15 protein-coding genes and 2 pseudogenes are annotated in these 14,581 nt (G+C 70.7%); 10 read left to right on the top strand and 7 right to left on the bottom strand.

The genetic code is table 11. The features are described from left to right. Window positions 1-18 precede the first annotated feature (18 nt). Window positions 19-891, bottom strand: coding sequence for a dihydropteroate synthase (folP, locus tag ACFRMN_RS11625; protein ID WP_383016928.1), 873 nt, complete (start codon window positions 889-891; stop codon window positions 19-21). A 175-nt stretch (window positions 892-1,066) separates the two neighbouring features. Here folP and ACFRMN_RS11620 point away from each other — a divergent pair, with 175 nt between their 5' ends. The 3 genes and pseudogenes from ACFRMN_RS11620 to ACFRMN_RS11610 all read left to right on the top strand — a co-directional run. After that, complete coding sequence (locus ACFRMN_RS11620) at window positions 1,067-1,483, top strand: DivIVA domain-containing protein (protein ID WP_383016925.1); 417 nt, start codon at window positions 1,067-1,069, stop codon at window positions 1,481-1,483. Continuing rightward, a complete protein-coding gene (locus ACFRMN_RS11615; protein ID WP_383016922.1) occupies window positions 1,480-2,091 on the top strand; it encodes a DNA-3-methyladenine glycosylase I in 612 nt (203 codons plus the stop codon). The genes ACFRMN_RS11620 and ACFRMN_RS11615 overlap by 4 nt, the downstream gene beginning before the upstream one ends. A 24-nt stretch (window positions 2,092-2,115) precedes the next feature. Beyond that, window positions 2,116-2,193: pseudogene (locus ACFRMN_RS11610) on the top strand (transposase); the annotation flags it as partial. A 17-nt stretch (window positions 2,194-2,210) separates the two neighbouring features. Here ACFRMN_RS11610 and ACFRMN_RS11605 read toward each other — a convergent pair. Beyond that, window positions 2,211-2,840 (bottom strand): TetR/AcrR family transcriptional regulator, encoded by a 630-nt coding sequence (locus ACFRMN_RS11605; RefSeq protein WP_383016919.1) that lies wholly within the window; start codon window positions 2,838-2,840, stop codon window positions 2,211-2,213. Between the two features lie 70 nt (window positions 2,841-2,910). Between ACFRMN_RS11605 and ACFRMN_RS11600 the strand changes: the two genes are divergently transcribed. After that, entirely contained in the window at window positions 2,911-3,783 is an 873-nt protein-coding gene (locus tag ACFRMN_RS11600) for a ketopantoate reductase family protein (RefSeq protein WP_383016916.1), read from the top strand. Window positions 3,784-4,039: 256 nt separating this feature from the next. On the opposite strand, the gene ACFRMN_RS11595 is transcribed toward ACFRMN_RS11600, so the two are convergent. Further along, complete coding sequence (locus tag ACFRMN_RS11595; protein WP_383016913.1) at window positions 4,040-4,843, bottom strand: enoyl-CoA hydratase-related protein; 804 nt, start codon at window positions 4,841-4,843, stop codon at window positions 4,040-4,042. Between the two features lie 312 nt (window positions 4,844-5,155). Between ACFRMN_RS11595 and ACFRMN_RS11590 the strand changes: the two genes are divergently transcribed. After that, complete coding sequence (locus ACFRMN_RS11590; protein ID WP_003966491.1) at window positions 5,156-5,323, top strand: DUF3117 domain-containing protein; 168 nt, start codon at window positions 5,156-5,158, stop codon at window positions 5,321-5,323. A gap of 193 nt (window positions 5,324-5,516) precedes the next feature. On the opposite strand, the pseudogene ACFRMN_RS11585 reads toward ACFRMN_RS11590, so the two are convergent. After that, a pseudogene (locus ACFRMN_RS11585) lies at window positions 5,517-6,183 on the bottom strand (O-methyltransferase). A gap of 141 nt (window positions 6,184-6,324) precedes the next feature. Between ACFRMN_RS11585 and sigE the strand changes: the two are divergent. The 5 genes from sigE (at window position 6,325) to ACFRMN_RS11560 (ending at window position 11,187) form a co-directional block, all read left to right on the top strand. Next, window positions 6,325-7,083: an RNA polymerase sigma factor SigE gene (sigE, locus tag ACFRMN_RS11580; protein WP_383016910.1), complete on the top strand. Its 759-nt coding sequence runs from the start codon at window positions 6,325-6,327 to the stop codon at window positions 7,081-7,083. Continuing rightward, window positions 7,080-7,964 carry an anti-sigma factor family protein gene (locus ACFRMN_RS11575; RefSeq protein ID WP_383016907.1) on the top strand — a complete coding sequence of 295 codons (885 nt, stop codon included), beginning with the start codon at window positions 7,080-7,082 and terminating at the stop codon, window positions 7,962-7,964. The genes sigE and ACFRMN_RS11575 overlap by 4 nt, the downstream gene beginning before the upstream one ends. 87 nt (window positions 7,965-8,051) lie before the next feature. Continuing rightward, window positions 8,052-9,821 (top strand): trypsin-like peptidase domain-containing protein, encoded by a 1,770-nt coding sequence (locus ACFRMN_RS11570; RefSeq protein ID WP_383017250.1) that lies wholly within the window; start codon window positions 8,052-8,054, stop codon window positions 9,819-9,821. A gap of 93 nt (window positions 9,822-9,914) precedes the next feature. After that, window positions 9,915-10,406: a sec-independent translocase gene (locus tag ACFRMN_RS11565; protein WP_383016904.1), complete on the top strand. Its 492-nt coding sequence runs from the start codon at window positions 9,915-9,917 to the stop codon at window positions 10,404-10,406. A gap of 115 nt (window positions 10,407-10,521) precedes the next feature. Next, window positions 10,522-11,187: a hypothetical protein gene (locus ACFRMN_RS11560; protein ID WP_383016901.1), complete on the top strand. Its 666-nt coding sequence runs from the start codon at window positions 10,522-10,524 to the stop codon at window positions 11,185-11,187. Window positions 11,188-11,347: 160 nt separating this feature from the next. Here the strand turns inward: ACFRMN_RS11560 and ACFRMN_RS11555 are convergent, their stop codons facing one another. Genes ACFRMN_RS11555 through ACFRMN_RS11545 form a run of 3 tightly spaced genes read right to left on the bottom strand, consistent with a single transcriptional unit; the run spans window position 11,348 to window position 14,411 of the window. Next, entirely contained in the window at window positions 11,348-12,508 is a 1,161-nt protein-coding gene (locus ACFRMN_RS11555; protein WP_383016898.1) for an Mrp/NBP35 family ATP-binding protein, read from the bottom strand. Window positions 12,509-12,550: 42 nt separating this feature from the next. Beyond that, window positions 12,551-13,141, bottom strand: a complete 591-nt coding sequence (locus ACFRMN_RS11550) for a DUF1003 domain-containing protein (protein ID WP_383016896.1) — start codon at window positions 13,139-13,141, stop codon at window positions 12,551-12,553. Continuing rightward, complete coding sequence (locus tag ACFRMN_RS11545) at window positions 13,134-14,411, bottom strand: magnesium transporter MgtE N-terminal domain-containing protein (RefSeq protein WP_383016893.1); 1,278 nt, start codon at window positions 14,409-14,411, stop codon at window positions 13,134-13,136. The genes ACFRMN_RS11550 and ACFRMN_RS11545 overlap by 8 nt, the downstream gene beginning before the upstream one ends. Window positions 14,412-14,581 lie beyond the last annotated feature (170 nt).

Raw genomic sequence — 14,581 nt, 5'->3', positions numbered from 1 at the left:
CCACCGGGCCGGACGGGCTCAGGCCAGACCTCGGCGGGCGACCGCCGGGGGGCGGTGGCCCGCGATGGCCGCCACCATGTCCAGGACCTGCTTCGTCTCCGCGACCTCATGGACGCGGTAGACCCGGGCCCCGAGCCATGCCGATACGGCGGTCGTCGCCAGGGTTCCGGTCAACCGCTCCTTGACGGGCTTGTCGAGCGTCTCGCCCACGAAGTCCTTGTTGGAGAGCGAGACCAGCACCGGCCAGCCCGTCTCCGTCATCTCGCCCAGCCTGCGGGTCGCTTCGAGGGAATGCCGGGTGTTCTTGCCGAAGTCATGGCCGGGGTCGATCATGATCCGGTCCCGGCGGACGCCCAGCTCCAGGGCGCGCTCGGCGAGCCCGAGCGTGACCCGCAGGATGTCCGCCATCACATCGTCGTACGCGATCCGGTGCGGCCGGGTCCTGGGCTCCGCCCCGCCCGCGTGCGTACAGACCAACCCCACGTCGTACCGCGCCGCGACCTCGGCCAGCCGGGGGTCCACCCCGCCCCACGCGTCGTTGAGCAGATCAGCGCCCGCCTCGCAGACCGCCTCGCCGACGTCGTGCCGCCAGGTGTCGACGCTGATCACCACCTCGGGATGGCGGCGGCGCACCTCGGCGACGAAGCCGACCGTACGGCGGGCCTCCTCCTCGGCCGTGACCTCGTCGCCGGGCCCGGCCTTCACCCCGCCGATGTCGATGATGGCTGCCCCCTCGGACACCGCGCGCTCCACCCGGTCGAGGGCGGGCTGATCGCGGAAGGTCGCGCCCCGGTCGTAGAAGGAGTCCGGAGTCCGGTTGACGATGGCCATGATCACCGGCTCAGTCGGGTCGAATTCCCGACGTCCCAGCCGCAGAGTCCCGCCGCGCATCCCCTGATCCTCCTTGTGTTCGTCCGCCTGCGACCTTAGGCCCTGTCCGGTCGATCTTCGCGGGCCCGCGAAGATCGACCGGACAGGGCCTAGTCGTCCCGGAGCGGACGGCCCCGGCTGTCAGTGGGGCATGGCACGATCGGCACCGGACGTTTTCCTGCCCGGGGAGAAGCACGTGTTCTTGTTCTTGCTCATCGCGATGGTCGTGGTCGTCGCCGCGGTCACGCTCGCGGTCGTCGGCGGCGGCGATCGCGCGCTCCTGCCGGAGGCCGCTCCGGAACGGCTGGTGGATCCCCTGCCGCTGACCCGCCCGGTCGGCCGCGCCGATGTCGAGGCGCTGCGGCTGCCGGTCGGGGCGCGCGGCTACCGCATGGCGGAGGTGGACGACGTGCTCGGCCGGCTCGGCGCGGAGCTGGCGGAGCGGGACGCGCGGATCGCGGAGCTGGAGTCGGCGCTCGCCGGGATCCAGGCCACCGCGGTCTCCTCGCCCGACCTCTTCGACAAGCCCGGAGACCTTTTCAAGAAGCCCGGAGACCTCTTCGACGAACCCGGGGATCTCTTCGACAAGCCCGGAGAGGACACCGGCCGATGAGCGACGGCGCCGCGGTGACGGGTCCCGACGGGAAGCCGCGCTGCCCCTGGGGCCTGTCGGCCGAGGACTACATCGCGTACCACGACTCCGAGTGGGGCCGCCCGGTCCATGGCGACGACGCCCTGTTCGAGCGACTGTGTCTGGAGGCGTTCCAGTCCGGGCTGTCGTGGATCACGATCCTGCGCCGGCGCGAGGGCTTCCGTAGCGCCTTCGCCTCGTTCAAGATCGCGTCGGTGGCGGAGTTCACCGACGCGGACGGGGAACGGCTGCTCGCCGATCCGGGCATCATCCGCAACCGCGCCAAGATCGAGGCCACGCTGTCCAACGCGCGCGTCCTCGCCGACTGGTCCGCGGGTGAGCTGGACAGGCTGATCTGGTCGTACGCACCGGACGCGGCGAAGCGCCCGGCTCCCCGTACGACCGCCGACGTACCGGCGGTCACCGACGAGTCCACGGCACTCGCCAAGGCCCTCAAGAAGGCCGGCATCCGCTTCGTCGGCCCCACGACCGCCTACGCCCTGATGCAGGCGTGCGGTCTGGTGAACGATCATCTGGCGGACTGCTTCGTACGGGACAGCGCCCCGCGCGCGGGTGCGACGCGGGGCTGAGCGCCCGGCGGGCCTAGTGCCGCGAAGACCAAGAACCGCGGCAAGTTCCTGGAATTCTGCCGCCACCTGCGCTCGCTGCACCCGGCGGACGTACGCATCGCGGCGTCTGTTTTGGGTCGTCAGGTTCGGGTCGGTGGCGCACTTATCGCTGCCGTCAGGAACGTGATCGCCCATCGTCGGGCCGCCTCGCCCGCTACCGGGGACGCGCAGCCGGGGGAGGGCTGCTGGTGGGCCTCAAGGCGGTCGATGACCGTCACGGCAAGGATCCCCCGGATCCGGAACCACAGCTCCTCCGGGGAAAGGCCGGGCAGTACGCGCGCGAAGGCCGCGAGGTAGCGCTCGCGGACCGAGTCCTCGGCCGGGCCGGTCCAGCTGCGTGCCTCCTCGGCCGGGTCGCTGAGGATCGTCACGATCAGCCGGGACGTCCGGGCGCCGCCCTCGTCGCCGGCCGGCATCTCGTCGAACAGCGGCCCCGCGAATGCCTCCACCAGTTCGCCGACCGGTGGGTCGGGAGTCCTGGCGAGCAATTTGTCGAGCCCGGCGCACTGGGCAGCGTTGACGGGCTCGCTCACGCGGCGGGCGACTGCGGCCATCAGCTCCGCCTTCGAGCCGAAGTGATAGCCGACGGCGGCCAGGTTCGCTCCGGCGAGTTTGGTGATCGCGCGGATCGAGGTGCCGCGGTATCCGTGCTCGGCGAAGAGGTGCTCGGCCGCGTCGAGGATCTGGGTTCGGGTGTCTGAGGTCGCCACACGAGGGACTCTACATATGTTTGAATGAAACGAACGTATGAGTCAAACGAACGTGTGAAAGAGGACTGTCATGAAGCTGCTCGTGTACGGCGCCGGGGTTTGCGGCAGCCTGTTCGCCGCCCGCATGCACGAGGCCGGCCACGACGTCTCGCTCCTCGCCCGGGGCGAGCGCCTGACCGCCCTGCGCCGGCACGGAGTGCGGCTCGCCGAGGAAGGCGGCCCAGCTGTCAAGCGGGTGCCGGTACCGGTGATCGAGCACCCGGACGGCGCGTACGACCTGATCACCGTCTTCGTCCGCACCCACCAGGTGGACGCGGTGCTTGAATCACTCGCTGGTGTCCAAGGTGACGTGCTGTTCCTGCTCAACTGGGCAGCCGGCCCGGAGACGCTGGGTGCGGTGATCGGCCACGAGCGGGTGCTGCTCGGCTTCCCCGCGACTGGCGGCACGATGGACGGCGACGTGGTCCGCTACCGCAAGAGCAATCTCATCACCCGCCGGGTCGCGATGCCGATCGGCGAGCCCGACGGCCGTACCACCCCGCGACTGGTACGGATCGTGGAGACGTTCCGTGCCGCCGGGATCAACGCCAAGGCCGAGCCGCAGATGGATGCCTGGCTCAGGACGCACGCCGCGTTCGAGGTCCCGCTCGGTCAGGCGGTACACGCGGCGGGCGGACCGGTAGCGCTGGCCGACGCCCCGGACGCGGTCTGCGGCATGCTCCACCTCATGCGGCAGAACCTCGCCGCGATGGAGACGCCGCCGGTACCTCGCGCGTTCGCCGCGTTGCGGGCTCTGCCGCAAGGGCTCCTTGTGGCCGTGCTCCGGCGCTTCCTGAAGAGCCCGACGGCCGTGCACAGCGGACTCAACGACCTCTCGCCTGCCGCGGCGGCCGAACTCAAGCGGCTGGCCGAACAGCTCCGTGCCCCTGCGGGAGCCCGCTGAGCGACCCAGGGCGGCGAAAACCTCACCACGCACACCACCCCGTTTCGGTAGCAAGGGAGCGTCCGGCCTTCGGAGTCGGCGTGGCTTTCTCCCCTTTGCGGCCACGTCCCTCACATAGCGCGGCACTACCGGGTGAACGTTGGCTGATGCGCCCTGGACGAGTAAGTCCGAAGTCCCGTCTGCCCGGGGGCGAACGACGCCACTTCGGACTTAGAGGCCCCACCTATCCGCGCGGCCTCTTACTCGTCCAGCGGTACTAACGGCCGACGTACCGCGGCTTCTCCTTCGCCAGGAACGCGCGCACGGCGATGGCATGGTCCTCCGACCCGCCCGCCCGGGACTGGAGTTCGTCCTCCTTCTCCAGGGTCTCGGCCAGCGAGTGGGCCGCTCCGTACGCCAGGGACTCCTTGATCGCCGCGTAGGCGAGCGTCGGCCCCGAGGCCAGGGCGCGGGCCACCGCGGCGGACTCGGCCGCCAGATCGGCGGCGGGCACCAGCCGGTGCACCAGACCCCAGTCGTACGCCTCACGGGCCGGCACCGAACGCGGGAAGAGCAGCAGATCCGTCGCCCGGCTCCGGCCCACCAGCCGCGGCAGCGTCCACGAGACCCCGGAGTCCGCGGTCAGCGCGACCCCCGCGAAGGACGTGTTGAACGCGGCAGTGTCCGCCACGACCCGGTAGTCCGCCGCGAGGACGAAACCGAGACCCGCGCCCGCCGCGACCCCGTTGACACCGGCCACCACCGGCTTGGGCATGTCCGTGATCGCCCGCAGGATCGGGTTGTAGTGCTCGCGGACGGTGCTCATCGTGTCGCCGGTGCCCGCGGCCCGGTCCGCTTCCAGCAGCGCGGTGTGCTCCTTCAGGTCCTGTCCGACGCAGAACGCCCGGTCGCCCGCGGCGGTCAGCAGCACACTCCGTACGGCCGGGTCGGCGGCGGACGCCAGCAGCGCGTCCCGGAGCGCGACCTTGGCGGCGACGTTCATCGCGTTCATGGCCTCGGGCCGGTTGATCGTGATCGTTGCGAGTCCGTCGCGCACCTCGTACAGCACGGTGTCGGCCATGATCGGTCCCCTTCGCGGCTCGGGCAGTCCTGTCCGGCCCCAGCATGGCGGAGATCGCCGGCGCCGGGCATGTGACCTGCGTCTAAGAAAGTCGGGCCCCGGTGGAGCGCGCGGCGGCGAAGTATCGCAGGCGGATCGCCGAATTGAGGGGTTTTGCGAGAGCGCGTTGCGCAAGCGATGCCGTCCGATGTTGGTCATCGGGTCCCGGCATGCGGGATAATGGGCTGGAAGCAATGTGTTCGATGCCGGTGACACAGCGCCTGTCATGGGGCCGCCGGCTGCGATGAGCTGGTTTCAGGAAGGGGAACGAGCATGGCGGCCATGAAGCCGCGAACGGGCGACGGCCCGCTCGAGGTGACCAAGGAGGGGCGGGGCATCGTCATGCGCGTTCCGCTCGAAGGCGGCGGTCGGCTTGTCGTCGAGCTGACTCCGGACGAGGCGGATGCGCTCGGCGACGCTCTGAAGAAGGTCGTCGGCTGAGCGGAGCGCTCACAGTCTCCGGGGTGTTCGGTCACCTCTGGACAGACAGAACTCTGCCCCGGTACGGATACGTCCGTGCCGGGGCAGAGCTCTGTCCGGTGCCGATCCGCGGTGGCCTGTTCTTTACGGTGACCTGTTCATGGGGCGTCCTGTTGATCCGGCCCGCTCTCCGAGGAGCCGGCGTGTCCCGGGCTCAGCCGCGCCGCATCGCGCAGAGCAGGCCGTCGCCCACCGGCAGCAGCGTCGACTGGAGCTCCTGGCTCTCCCGTACGGTCCGCAGCAGTTCCCGCAGCCTCAGCACCTCCGCGGGCTGGGCCGCCGAGTCCACCGTCCGGCCGCCCGCGAAGACGCCCTCGAAACAGACCAGGCCGCCGGGGCGCAGCAGCCGCAACGATTCAGCGAGATAGTCGAGGCACTCCAGCCGGTCGCCGTCACAGAAGACGAGGTCGTAACCGCCGTCCGCCAGCCGGGGCAGTACATCCAGCGCGCGCCCGGGGATGAACCGCGCGCGGTTCCCCGCGAAGCCCGCGGCCCGGAAGGCCTGCCGGGCGAACTGCTGGCGCTCGGGCTCGGTGTCGACCGTGGTCAGGACGCCGTCCGGCCGCATGCCCTGGAGCAGATACGTCCCCGAGACACCGGTGCCGGTGCCGATCTCGGCGACCGCCTTCGCGTCCAGGGTGGCAGCGAGCAGACGCAGCGAGGCGCCGGTGCCTGGTGACACCGAGCGGAGCCCTGTCTCCCGGGCCCGGTCCCGGGCCCAGAGCAGTGCCTCGTCCTCGGCGACAAAGGCGTCGGCGAACGCCCAGCTCGTCTGCCGGTTGGCGGTAATGACCCTCTCCTTGTCCCCGTTGGCGGCGCAACGGTGACTGTATCCGCTGCGCCCGGGAACCCGCAGATGGGACCGGGCGTTAAGAAGAAGCGGGGAACACCTGGATCAAGACCTGCGACCGGGCCTAAATTCACGTAAAGATTCTTATCCGGAGCTAACGGGCGGAGTGGCTATGGTAGGGGCTCCACTGGACACCACCAGAGCCGATAGGGGAGGTGCGGCTGAGCCTGTGGATCGGGGAGGAGTGCTGACGCGCTTTCTCAGGTCGGCCGGCAAGCCGAAATCCGTGACCAACTTCGCTGACCGTTCTCGCTCCACCGACTCCGCAGTTACCGCGACCTTCGCATCGGATGCGGAATCGCAGGCGTGGACGCCTCCCAGCTGGGAGGAGATCGTCAGCACGCACAGCGGACGTGTCTACCGCCTCGCCTACCGCCTCACGGGCAACCAGCACGACGCCGAGGACCTGACCCAGGAAGTCTTCGTCCGGGTCTTCCGCTCGCTGTCGACCTACACCCCAGGCACCTTCGAGGGCTGGCTGCACCGCATCACCACGAACCTCTTCCTCGACATGGTCCGGCGCAAGCAGCGGATCCGGTTCGACGCGCTCGGTGACGACGCGGCGGAGCGGCTGCCCAGCCGTGAGCCGTCGCCGCAGCAGGTCTTCCACGACACGCACTTCGACGCGGACGTCCAGCAGGCGCTGGACACCCTCGCGCCCGAATTCCGTGCCGCGGTGGTGCTCTGTGACATCGAGGGGCTTTCGTACGAGGAGATCGCGGCCACGCTCGGCGTCAAGCTCGGCACCGTACGCAGCCGGATCCACCGAGGCCGTTCGCATCTGCGCAAGGCTCTCCAGCACCGTTCCCCCGAGGCAAGGGCCGAGCAGCGCGCCTTCGTGAGCGTGTCCGGGGAGGGCGGAGCGGCGTGAGTGGCACCAGCCCCACCCCCGCCGAGCAGCACTTGGGGGACAGACTCGCCGCCTTGGTGGACGGGGAGCTGGACCATGACGCGCGCGAGCGCGTGCTGGCCCATCTCGCCACCTGCGCCAAGTGCAAGGCGGAGGCCGACGCCCAGCGCCGGCTGAAGAGTGTGTTCGCCCAGTCCGCTCCGCCGCCGCCCTCCGCGGGGCTGCTCGCCAGACTCCAGGCACTGCCGGGCGGCTTTCCCGGCTCCGGGGGTGGTGATGACGACAGCGGAAAAGGGCTCTTCGATGGGGGGCGCTTTGGTGAGGGCGTTTTCGGCGTCCGCACCGACGGCTTCGGTTATGTCCCGGCGGGCGCCCATGCCGCCGTGCTGCCCAGCGGCTCCGGCTTCCGGATCCATGAGGTCGGGCGCCAGGAGGCCGAGCGGTCGCCGTGGCGCGGCAAGCGGTTCGCCTTCGCCGCCGCCAGTGCGGTGTCGTTCGCCGCGATGGCCCTCGGCGGGACGATGCCGCTCGGTACGGCCGCCGATGCCCTGCCCCGGGGCGCGGGCAACAATGTGACACCCATGCGTGCCCCCGGCACCGCGGGCCCCGCCGTCGGCGGTGAGTCCTCCCGGCGTCAGAGCGGCGGCAGCGGAGCGCTGTCGCGGTCCCTCGACCGCCCGACCCCCGCGGCCCCTCCCGGCATGTTCCAGACACAGACACTCTCCGAGCGCCCGTTCTCACCGGGCGCCCTGGTCGGTCCGTCCCCGGCGCTGCTGATCCAGCCCACGGGCTCGGCCCTCCAGATCGACGAGGCGTCCGGGATCAGCCCCACGGCAACCCCCAACCCGACCCAGCTGGCCGCGCCGACACTGCCCGGCGCGCCGCTTTCCGCCCGGCGCTGAGCGACCCCCTGCGCGGAAATCCGTAAACCTGATTGAATCCTGGCAGGGGTGCCCGTCAGGGCATGGAACGGCAGTGGCGGGGAGAGCATGGACGACGGGAAGCCGACCGGACCCGAGGGACCCGAGGGACCCAAGGCGAAGTGGTGGAGCCGTCCCTCGGCCGAGGGCGCGATACCGCAGGGGCCCGGGGTGCCGTCGGCCCGGAGCGACGAGGTGACGACACAGCTGCCCCCCGTCGCTGACAAGCCGTCAGCGGTGGCCGACCCGGCCCCCGTGCCCGTCGATGCGGCCCCCGTGCCCGTCGACGCGGCTCCTGTGCCCACGGACGCGGCATCCGTGCCCGTCGACCCGGCTCCAGCGCCCGCCGATGCGGTTCCGGCGCCTCAGGGGCGTCCACAGCCGCTGCACGAGCCCGACGCCTACAGCACCCCGCCCTACGGTGGCCCCGGCCCCTGGGCGCTCGCACCGCCCGTACAGCGCCCCACCCCGCCCCACGGCACGCCGATGCCGCCGCCCGCGCACCAGGCGCCGCCGCAGGTCCAGATCCCGCAGCAGCCGCACGCGCACCCGCAGCAGCCGCATCACCACCCAGGCCATCAGCCCATGCCGATGCCCCCGCCCCCGCCGTCCCAGGCCCAGGCCCACGCCCAGGCCCCCGGCCTGCCGGAGACGTCGCAGTGGCTCCGGTACGACCCCTGGAACGCGCCGGGGCAGCAGCCCCTGACCCAGTACGGCGAGCCGCGCAAGCGGCGCGGCCGACGGGCCGGGCTCGCCGCCGCCGGGGCGCTGGCCCTCGCCGCCTGTGTCCTCGGCGGCGCGGTAGGCGCGTACCTCGAACGCAACGGCGGCTTCACCAGCGTCGAACTCCCGCAGGCCGACGCGGAAGCCGGTGGCCGCGCGCCCGACAGCGTCGCGGGCATCGCCGCCAGCGCGCTGCCCAGCGTCGTCACCCTGCATGTCAGCGGCAGCGGAGAACAGGGCACCGGAACGGGCTTCGTCCTCGACCGGCAGGGCCACATCCTGACGAACAACCATGTCGTCCAGCCGGCCTCCTCCTCCGGCGAGATATCGGTCACGTTCAGCGGCGGCCAGACCGCCAGGGCGAAGCTCGTCGGCAAGGACACCGGCTACGACCTCGCCGTCGTCAAGGTCACCGGCGTCTCCGGGCTCAAGCCGCTCCCGCTGGGCAACTCCGACAGCGTCCAGGTCGGCGATCCGGTCGTGGCCATCGGCGCCCCCTTCGATCTGTCCAACACCGTGACCTCCGGGATCATCAGCGCCAAGCAGCGCCCCATCACCGCGGGCGGTGAGAAGGGCGACGGCAGCGACATCAGCTATGTGGACGCGCTCCAGACGGACGCCCCGATCAACCCCGGCAACTCCGGCGGTCCGCTGGTGGACACCCGGGCCCGGGTCATCGGCATCAACAGCGCGATCCGCGCCGCGGACAGCGGTACGGGCCTCACCGGCGGCCAGTCGGGCTCCATCGGACTCGGCTTCGCGATACCGATCAACCAGGGCAAGCGCGTCGCCGAGGAGCTGATCAACACCGGGAAGGCGACGCACCCCGTGATCGGCGTCAGCCTCGACATGGAGTACGCGGGCGACGGCGCCCGGGTCGGTGACAAGGCCGCCGACGGCGGTCCCGCGGTGACCGCGGGCGGCCCCGGTGCCAAGGCCGGGATCAAGGCGGGGGACGTCATCACGGAAGTGAACGGCCGGCGGGTGCACAGCGGTGAGGAGCTGATCGTCAAGATCCGCGCCCACCGCCCCGGCGACCAACTGGAGCTGACCCTGGCCCGCGGAGGTAAAGAGCGGACCATGAAGTTGACTCTCGGCTCCGCGGACGGCACCTGACGTCCACCGGAAGGTACCGCCCGGACAGTTCGGGCAGGTACCGTGGAGCGGCCCCGACCTCGCCCGACCTTCGATCCACCCGAGGAGCAGCACGTGTTCAATGACATTGGCGCCCTTGAGGTGATCGCGCTCGCGGTCCTCGCCGTGATCGTCTTCGGTCCCGAGAAGCTGCCCAAGGTCATTCAGGATGTCTCCGGCTTCATAAGAAAGGTCCGCGCGTTCTCCGAGAGCGCCAAGGAGGACATCCGCTCCGAGCTGGGTCCCGAGTTCAAGGACTTCGAGTTCGAAGACCTCAACCCCAGGACGTTCGTCCGCAAGCAGTTGATGGACAACGACGATCTCGGTCTGAACGAGATCCGCAGCAGCTTCGACCTCCGCAAGGAGATGAATGAGGTCGCGGACGCGGTGAACGGCCGCGAGAGCGAGTCCGTCGCGGATGTCTCCGCGACGACGCCGCTCTCCCCGAATGGCTCCGCTGCGATCGGGTCGTCCGCGAACGGCTCCTCCACCATCCCCGACCTGCTCAAGAAGCGCGAAAAGCCCGTTCAGCCCGAGCGTCCGCCGTTCGACGCAGACGCCACCTGAGTACGACCAATCCCGATGAGTCGGGACCTGGTGGCTATCCTCCAACTGTCCGGCAGTGAGGCGCCCGTCGGGGGCGGGCCGCTCCGGACGCTCACGATCGAGGAGGCGCCGGCAGATGGAGACGACGAGTCGGGCAGGTACGCGGGACGCGGCCGGCTCAGCCAAGGCCGGAGGAGTGGCAGCCGCCCGGCGCACGGTCGAAGGCTATCTGCGGGCGCCCTTTCCCTGGTACGGACTGGACGACGCATTCACCGGGCCGCGCTGGCTCATGCAGGTCGGCGCGACGGCTGACGGAACGGTTCGGCACGGCGCCACGGGCCATGGTGAAGAGCCGTCGATAAGACCGGAGGCTCCGGCCGCAGACAGGGAACGCTTCGCGGTGGTCGTGACGGTGGCCACGAGCCCCGAACGGCGCACCGGTGACGGTACGGGCCACCTGGACGCCACCACGGCCTCCTCCGCGGCCTGGCTGGCCGGTTCGGGGCTGCTGGCCTTCACCTGGCCCCCGCAGCTGGACCACGCGCTGCGCGACAACTGGCTGGACCAGCAGACGGAGGCGGCGTTCGAACTGGCCGACGATCTGGACGGACCGGAGTGGACGACGCTCTCGCTGCCGGTCGACGCGGAGCCGACGCCCTTCCACTACCGCGAGTCCGAGTTCGGCTGGGTGCTGGCCGGCTCGGCGCGCCGCGGGGTGCACCTCGGGGCGTACGGGCGCGGGATGAGCGCCTATGGCCTCGGCTTCTCGGTGATCGAGGACATCAGGACGTACACGCCCTAGAACAGGGGGCTACGAACAAGGGTCGACGAACAAGGTGTCGACGAACAGCGGTCGAAGAACAGCGGTCGAAGAACAGCGGTCCACCGGGACAGCCGGTAAGGGGCGGTCGCAATAGGCGACCGCCCCTTACCCGTTGAGCTGTTGAACCGTCCGGGCAGGCTCAGAACTTGTTGCGCGGGGTGATCCCCAGCGACATGCCCGACAGGCCGCGCTGCCGGCCGCTCAGCTTGCCGGCGATCCCGCGCAGCGCCGTGGCGGCAGGCGAGTCGGGGTCGGAGAGCACGATGGGCTTGCCCTCGTCGCCGCCCTCCCGCAGCCGTACGTCGATCGGGATCGCGCCGAGCACCGGCACCTCGGCGCCGGTCGTCCTCGTCAGCCCCTCGGCGACCAGCTTGCCGCCGCCGGTGCCGAAGACATCGATCATCTCGTCGCAGTGCGGGCACGGCAGACCCGACATGTTCTCGACCACGCCGACGATCTTCTGATGGGTCTGTACGGCGATGGAACCGGCCCGCTCGGCGACCTCGGCCGCGGCCTGCTGCGGGGTGGTGACCACCAGGATCTCGGCGTTCGGCACGAGCTGCGCCACGGAGATCGCGATATCGCCGGTCCCCGGCGGCAGGTCGAGCAGCAGCACATCCAGATCGCCCCAGTAGACGTCCGCGAGGAACTGCTGGAGCGCGCGGTGCAGCATCGGGCCGCGCCAGACCACCGGCGCGTTGCCCGGCGTGAACATCCCGATGGAGATCACTTTCACACCGTTCGCCGACGGCGGCATGATCATGTTCTCGACCTGGGTGGGCCTGCCGTCCGCGCCGAGCATCCGCGGCACGCTGTGCCCGTAGATGTCCGCGTCGACCACACCGACCTTCAGCCCGTCGGCCGCCATGGCGGCGGCCAGGTTGACCGTCACCGAGGACTTGCCGACACCGCCCTTGCCCGACGCCACCGCGTACACCCGGGTCAGGGAGCCCGGCTGGGCGAAGGGCACCTCGCGCTCGGCGGTGCCGCCGCGCAGGGAGGCCGCCAGCTCGCGCCGCTGCTCGTCGCCCATCACGTCCAGCGTGACGTCCACCCGCGTGACGCCCGCGACCCGGGCGACCGCTTCGGTCACGCTCCGGGTGATCGTGTCGCGCATCGGGCAGCCGGAAACCGTCAGATAGACCGTGACGGCCACCGCACCGTCCGCGCCGATATCCACCGATTTGACCATGCCGAGGTCGGTGATCGGCCGATGGATCTCGGGGTCGTTCACCGTCGCCAGCGCTTCGCGCACCGCTTCTTCCGCGGGGACGGCGGTTCCGTACGTGTCGGTAGCCATACCGAGATGGTACGGCGATCCGCACCGCCGCAGGAAAGACCGTCAGCGGTCGGATTCCTCGCGTCCGGGTTCCGGCCGGGGCGGCGAGTACTGCTCCGTCATGTCCCGCACCAGATCCTGAAGCTCCGACCGGATCCAGTCGCGCGTGGCGACCTCGCCCATACCGATCCGCAGCGCCGCGATCTCGCGCGTCAGGTATTCGGTGTCGGCGATCGAGCGCTCGTTCTGTTTGCGCTCCTGCTCCTGTGTGACCCGGTCCCGGTCGTCCTGGCGGTTCTGCGCCAGCAGGATCAGCGGCGCGGCGTACGAGGCCTGGAGGGAGAGCATCAGCGTCAGAAAGATGAACGGGTACGGGTCGAAGCGCAGTTCGCGCGGGGCGGTGACGTTCCAGACGAGCCAGACGATGATGATCAGCGTCATCCAGACGATGAAGCGGCCCGTCCCCAGAAAGCGGGCGATACGCTCCGAAAGCACCCCGAAAGCCTCGGGATCGTACTCGGGCAGCAGTCGGCGCCGCGGCGGGGCCGGCTGGTCGAGCCTGATCCGGCCACCCCGGAGCAGCGCGGTCGAACCGGCCCCGGAGCCGGTCCGCGCGCGCTCCCGGCCGGCCTCCCTGTCGGGGCGCTCACTCATCACGGGCCGCCCCGTCCAGCCCGTGGTAGCCGGTCTCCCGCCAGTCGTCGGGCAGCAGGTGGTCGAGTACGTCATCGACGGTCACCGCGCCGAGCAGCGATCCGCCCTCGTCCACCACCGGCGCCGAGACCATGTTGTACGCGGCGAGATGGCTGGTGATCGCGGGCAGCGCGGTGTCGGGCGCGAGCGGCGGCAGATCGCTGTCGACGATCGAGCTGACCAGCGTGTACGGCGGATCCCGCAGCAGCCGCTGGAAGTGCACCGTGCCCAGATACTTGCCCGTCGGCGTCTCGTCCGGCGGCCGGCAGACATAGACCTGCGCGGCGAGCGCGGGGGAGAGGTCCTGGAGCCGTACCCGCGCCAGCGCGTCCGCCACCGTCGCGTCGGGCCGCAGCACGATCGGGTCGGTCGTCATCAGACCGCCCGCCGTGCGCTCCTCGTACGCCATCAGCCGCCGCACATCGGCGGCGTCGTTCGGCCGCATCAGGGTGAGCAGCCGCTCCTTGTCGTTCTCGGGCAGTTCGGAGAGAAGGTCGGCCGCGTCGTCCGGGTCCATCGCCTCCAGGACATCGGCGGCGCGCTCCTCCTTGAGCTTGCCAAGGATCTCCACCTGGTCGTCCTCGGGCAGCTCCTCCATGACATCGGCGAGCCGGTCGTCATCGAGGGCGACGGCCACTTCGCCGCGTCGTTTCGGCGTCAGATGGTGCAGCACATTGGCGACTTCGACCGGGCGCAGCCGTTCGAAGGTGGCGACAAGATTCTCCGCGCCCTGCCCCTCCTCCTCCAGCGAGAAGCCGGTGACCGCGGACCAGTCGACGGTCAGGGTCTCCCCCCGCCGCCGCAGGGCGCCGCCCTTCCTGCCACGCCGTACGAAGACCTTGTCGATCTCCCAGTCGCGGCGGGCCGGCAGCTGACGGATGGCGACATCGAGGACCGTCACCTCCTCGCCGTTCTCCACGAGCCGCACCCTGCGGTCAAGCAGCTCGCCGAGTACGAGGCGCTCGGTGGGCCGCTGCTCGAAGCGGCGCATGTTGAGTACACCCGTGCTGATCACCTGGCCCGACTCGACACCGGTCACCCGGGTCATGGGCAGAAAGATCCGGCGCCGGCTGAGCACCTCGACGACCAGCCCGAGCAGCCGGGGCGGACGGCCGCCGACCCGCAGCATCGCCACGAGATCGCGGACCCGGCCCACCTGGTCGCCGGCGGGATCGAAGACGGCCACACCGGAGATGTGCGAGACAAAGATCCGGGGGGCGCCTGCCGCCATTTCCCAGCGCCTCCTTCGCCCTCGGTTGTCCTTCTATTGTCCTTCTGTTCCGGCGGGATAACGGGTTCAGGCTAGCCCGTACCACCGCGGTATGCCCTGGCGGATCCGTCCGTACGGCCTTCCCGCGGCGACTGTGCGGCTCACTGTCGAGACGTGTCTCCGGCCCGGGT

Origin of the sequence: Streptomyces sp. NPDC056835, from assembly GCF_042789485.1 — a bacterium.
Taxonomy (GTDB): domain Bacteria; phylum Actinomycetota; class Actinomycetes; order Streptomycetales; family Streptomycetaceae; genus Streptomyces.
Note: the sequence above shows the minus strand (reverse complement) of the source record. Positions and strands in the feature narration are given on the sequence as shown.

Excerpts from the sequence above, each read along its gene's own strand:
- ACFRMN_RS11560 (WP_383016901.1), top strand. The coding sequence starts at position 10,522 with ATGGAGACGACGAGTCGGGCAGGTACGCGGGACGCGGCCGGCTCAGCC.
- ACFRMN_RS11550 (WP_383016896.1), bottom strand. The coding sequence starts at position 13,141 with ATGAGTGAGCGCCCCGACAGGGAGGCCGGCCGGGAGCGCGCGCGGACC.
- ACFRMN_RS11555 (WP_383016898.1), bottom strand. The coding sequence starts at position 12,508 with ATGGCTACCGACACGTACGGAACCGCCGTCCCCGCGGAAGAAGCGGTG.
- ACFRMN_RS11570 (WP_383017250.1), top strand. The coding sequence starts at position 8,052 with ATGGACGACGGGAAGCCGACCGGACCCGAGGGACCCGAGGGACCCAAG.
- ACFRMN_RS11600 (WP_383016916.1), top strand. The coding sequence starts at position 2,911 with ATGAAGCTGCTCGTGTACGGCGCCGGGGTTTGCGGCAGCCTGTTCGCC.
- folP (WP_383016928.1), bottom strand. The coding sequence starts at position 891 with ATGCGCGGCGGGACTCTGCGGCTGGGACGTCGGGAATTCGACCCGACT.
- ACFRMN_RS11545 (WP_383016893.1), bottom strand. The coding sequence starts at position 14,411 with ATGGCGGCAGGCGCCCCCCGGATCTTTGTCTCGCACATCTCCGGTGTG.
- sigE (WP_383016910.1), top strand. The coding sequence starts at position 6,325 with ATGGTAGGGGCTCCACTGGACACCACCAGAGCCGATAGGGGAGGTGCG.
- ACFRMN_RS11615 (WP_383016922.1), top strand. The coding sequence starts at position 1,480 with ATGAGCGACGGCGCCGCGGTGACGGGTCCCGACGGGAAGCCGCGCTGC.
- ACFRMN_RS11595 (WP_383016913.1), bottom strand. The coding sequence starts at position 4,843 with ATGGCCGACACCGTGCTGTACGAGGTGCGCGACGGACTCGCAACGATC.
- ACFRMN_RS11590 (WP_003966491.1), top strand. The coding sequence starts at position 5,156 with ATGGCGGCCATGAAGCCGCGAACGGGCGACGGCCCGCTCGAGGTGACC.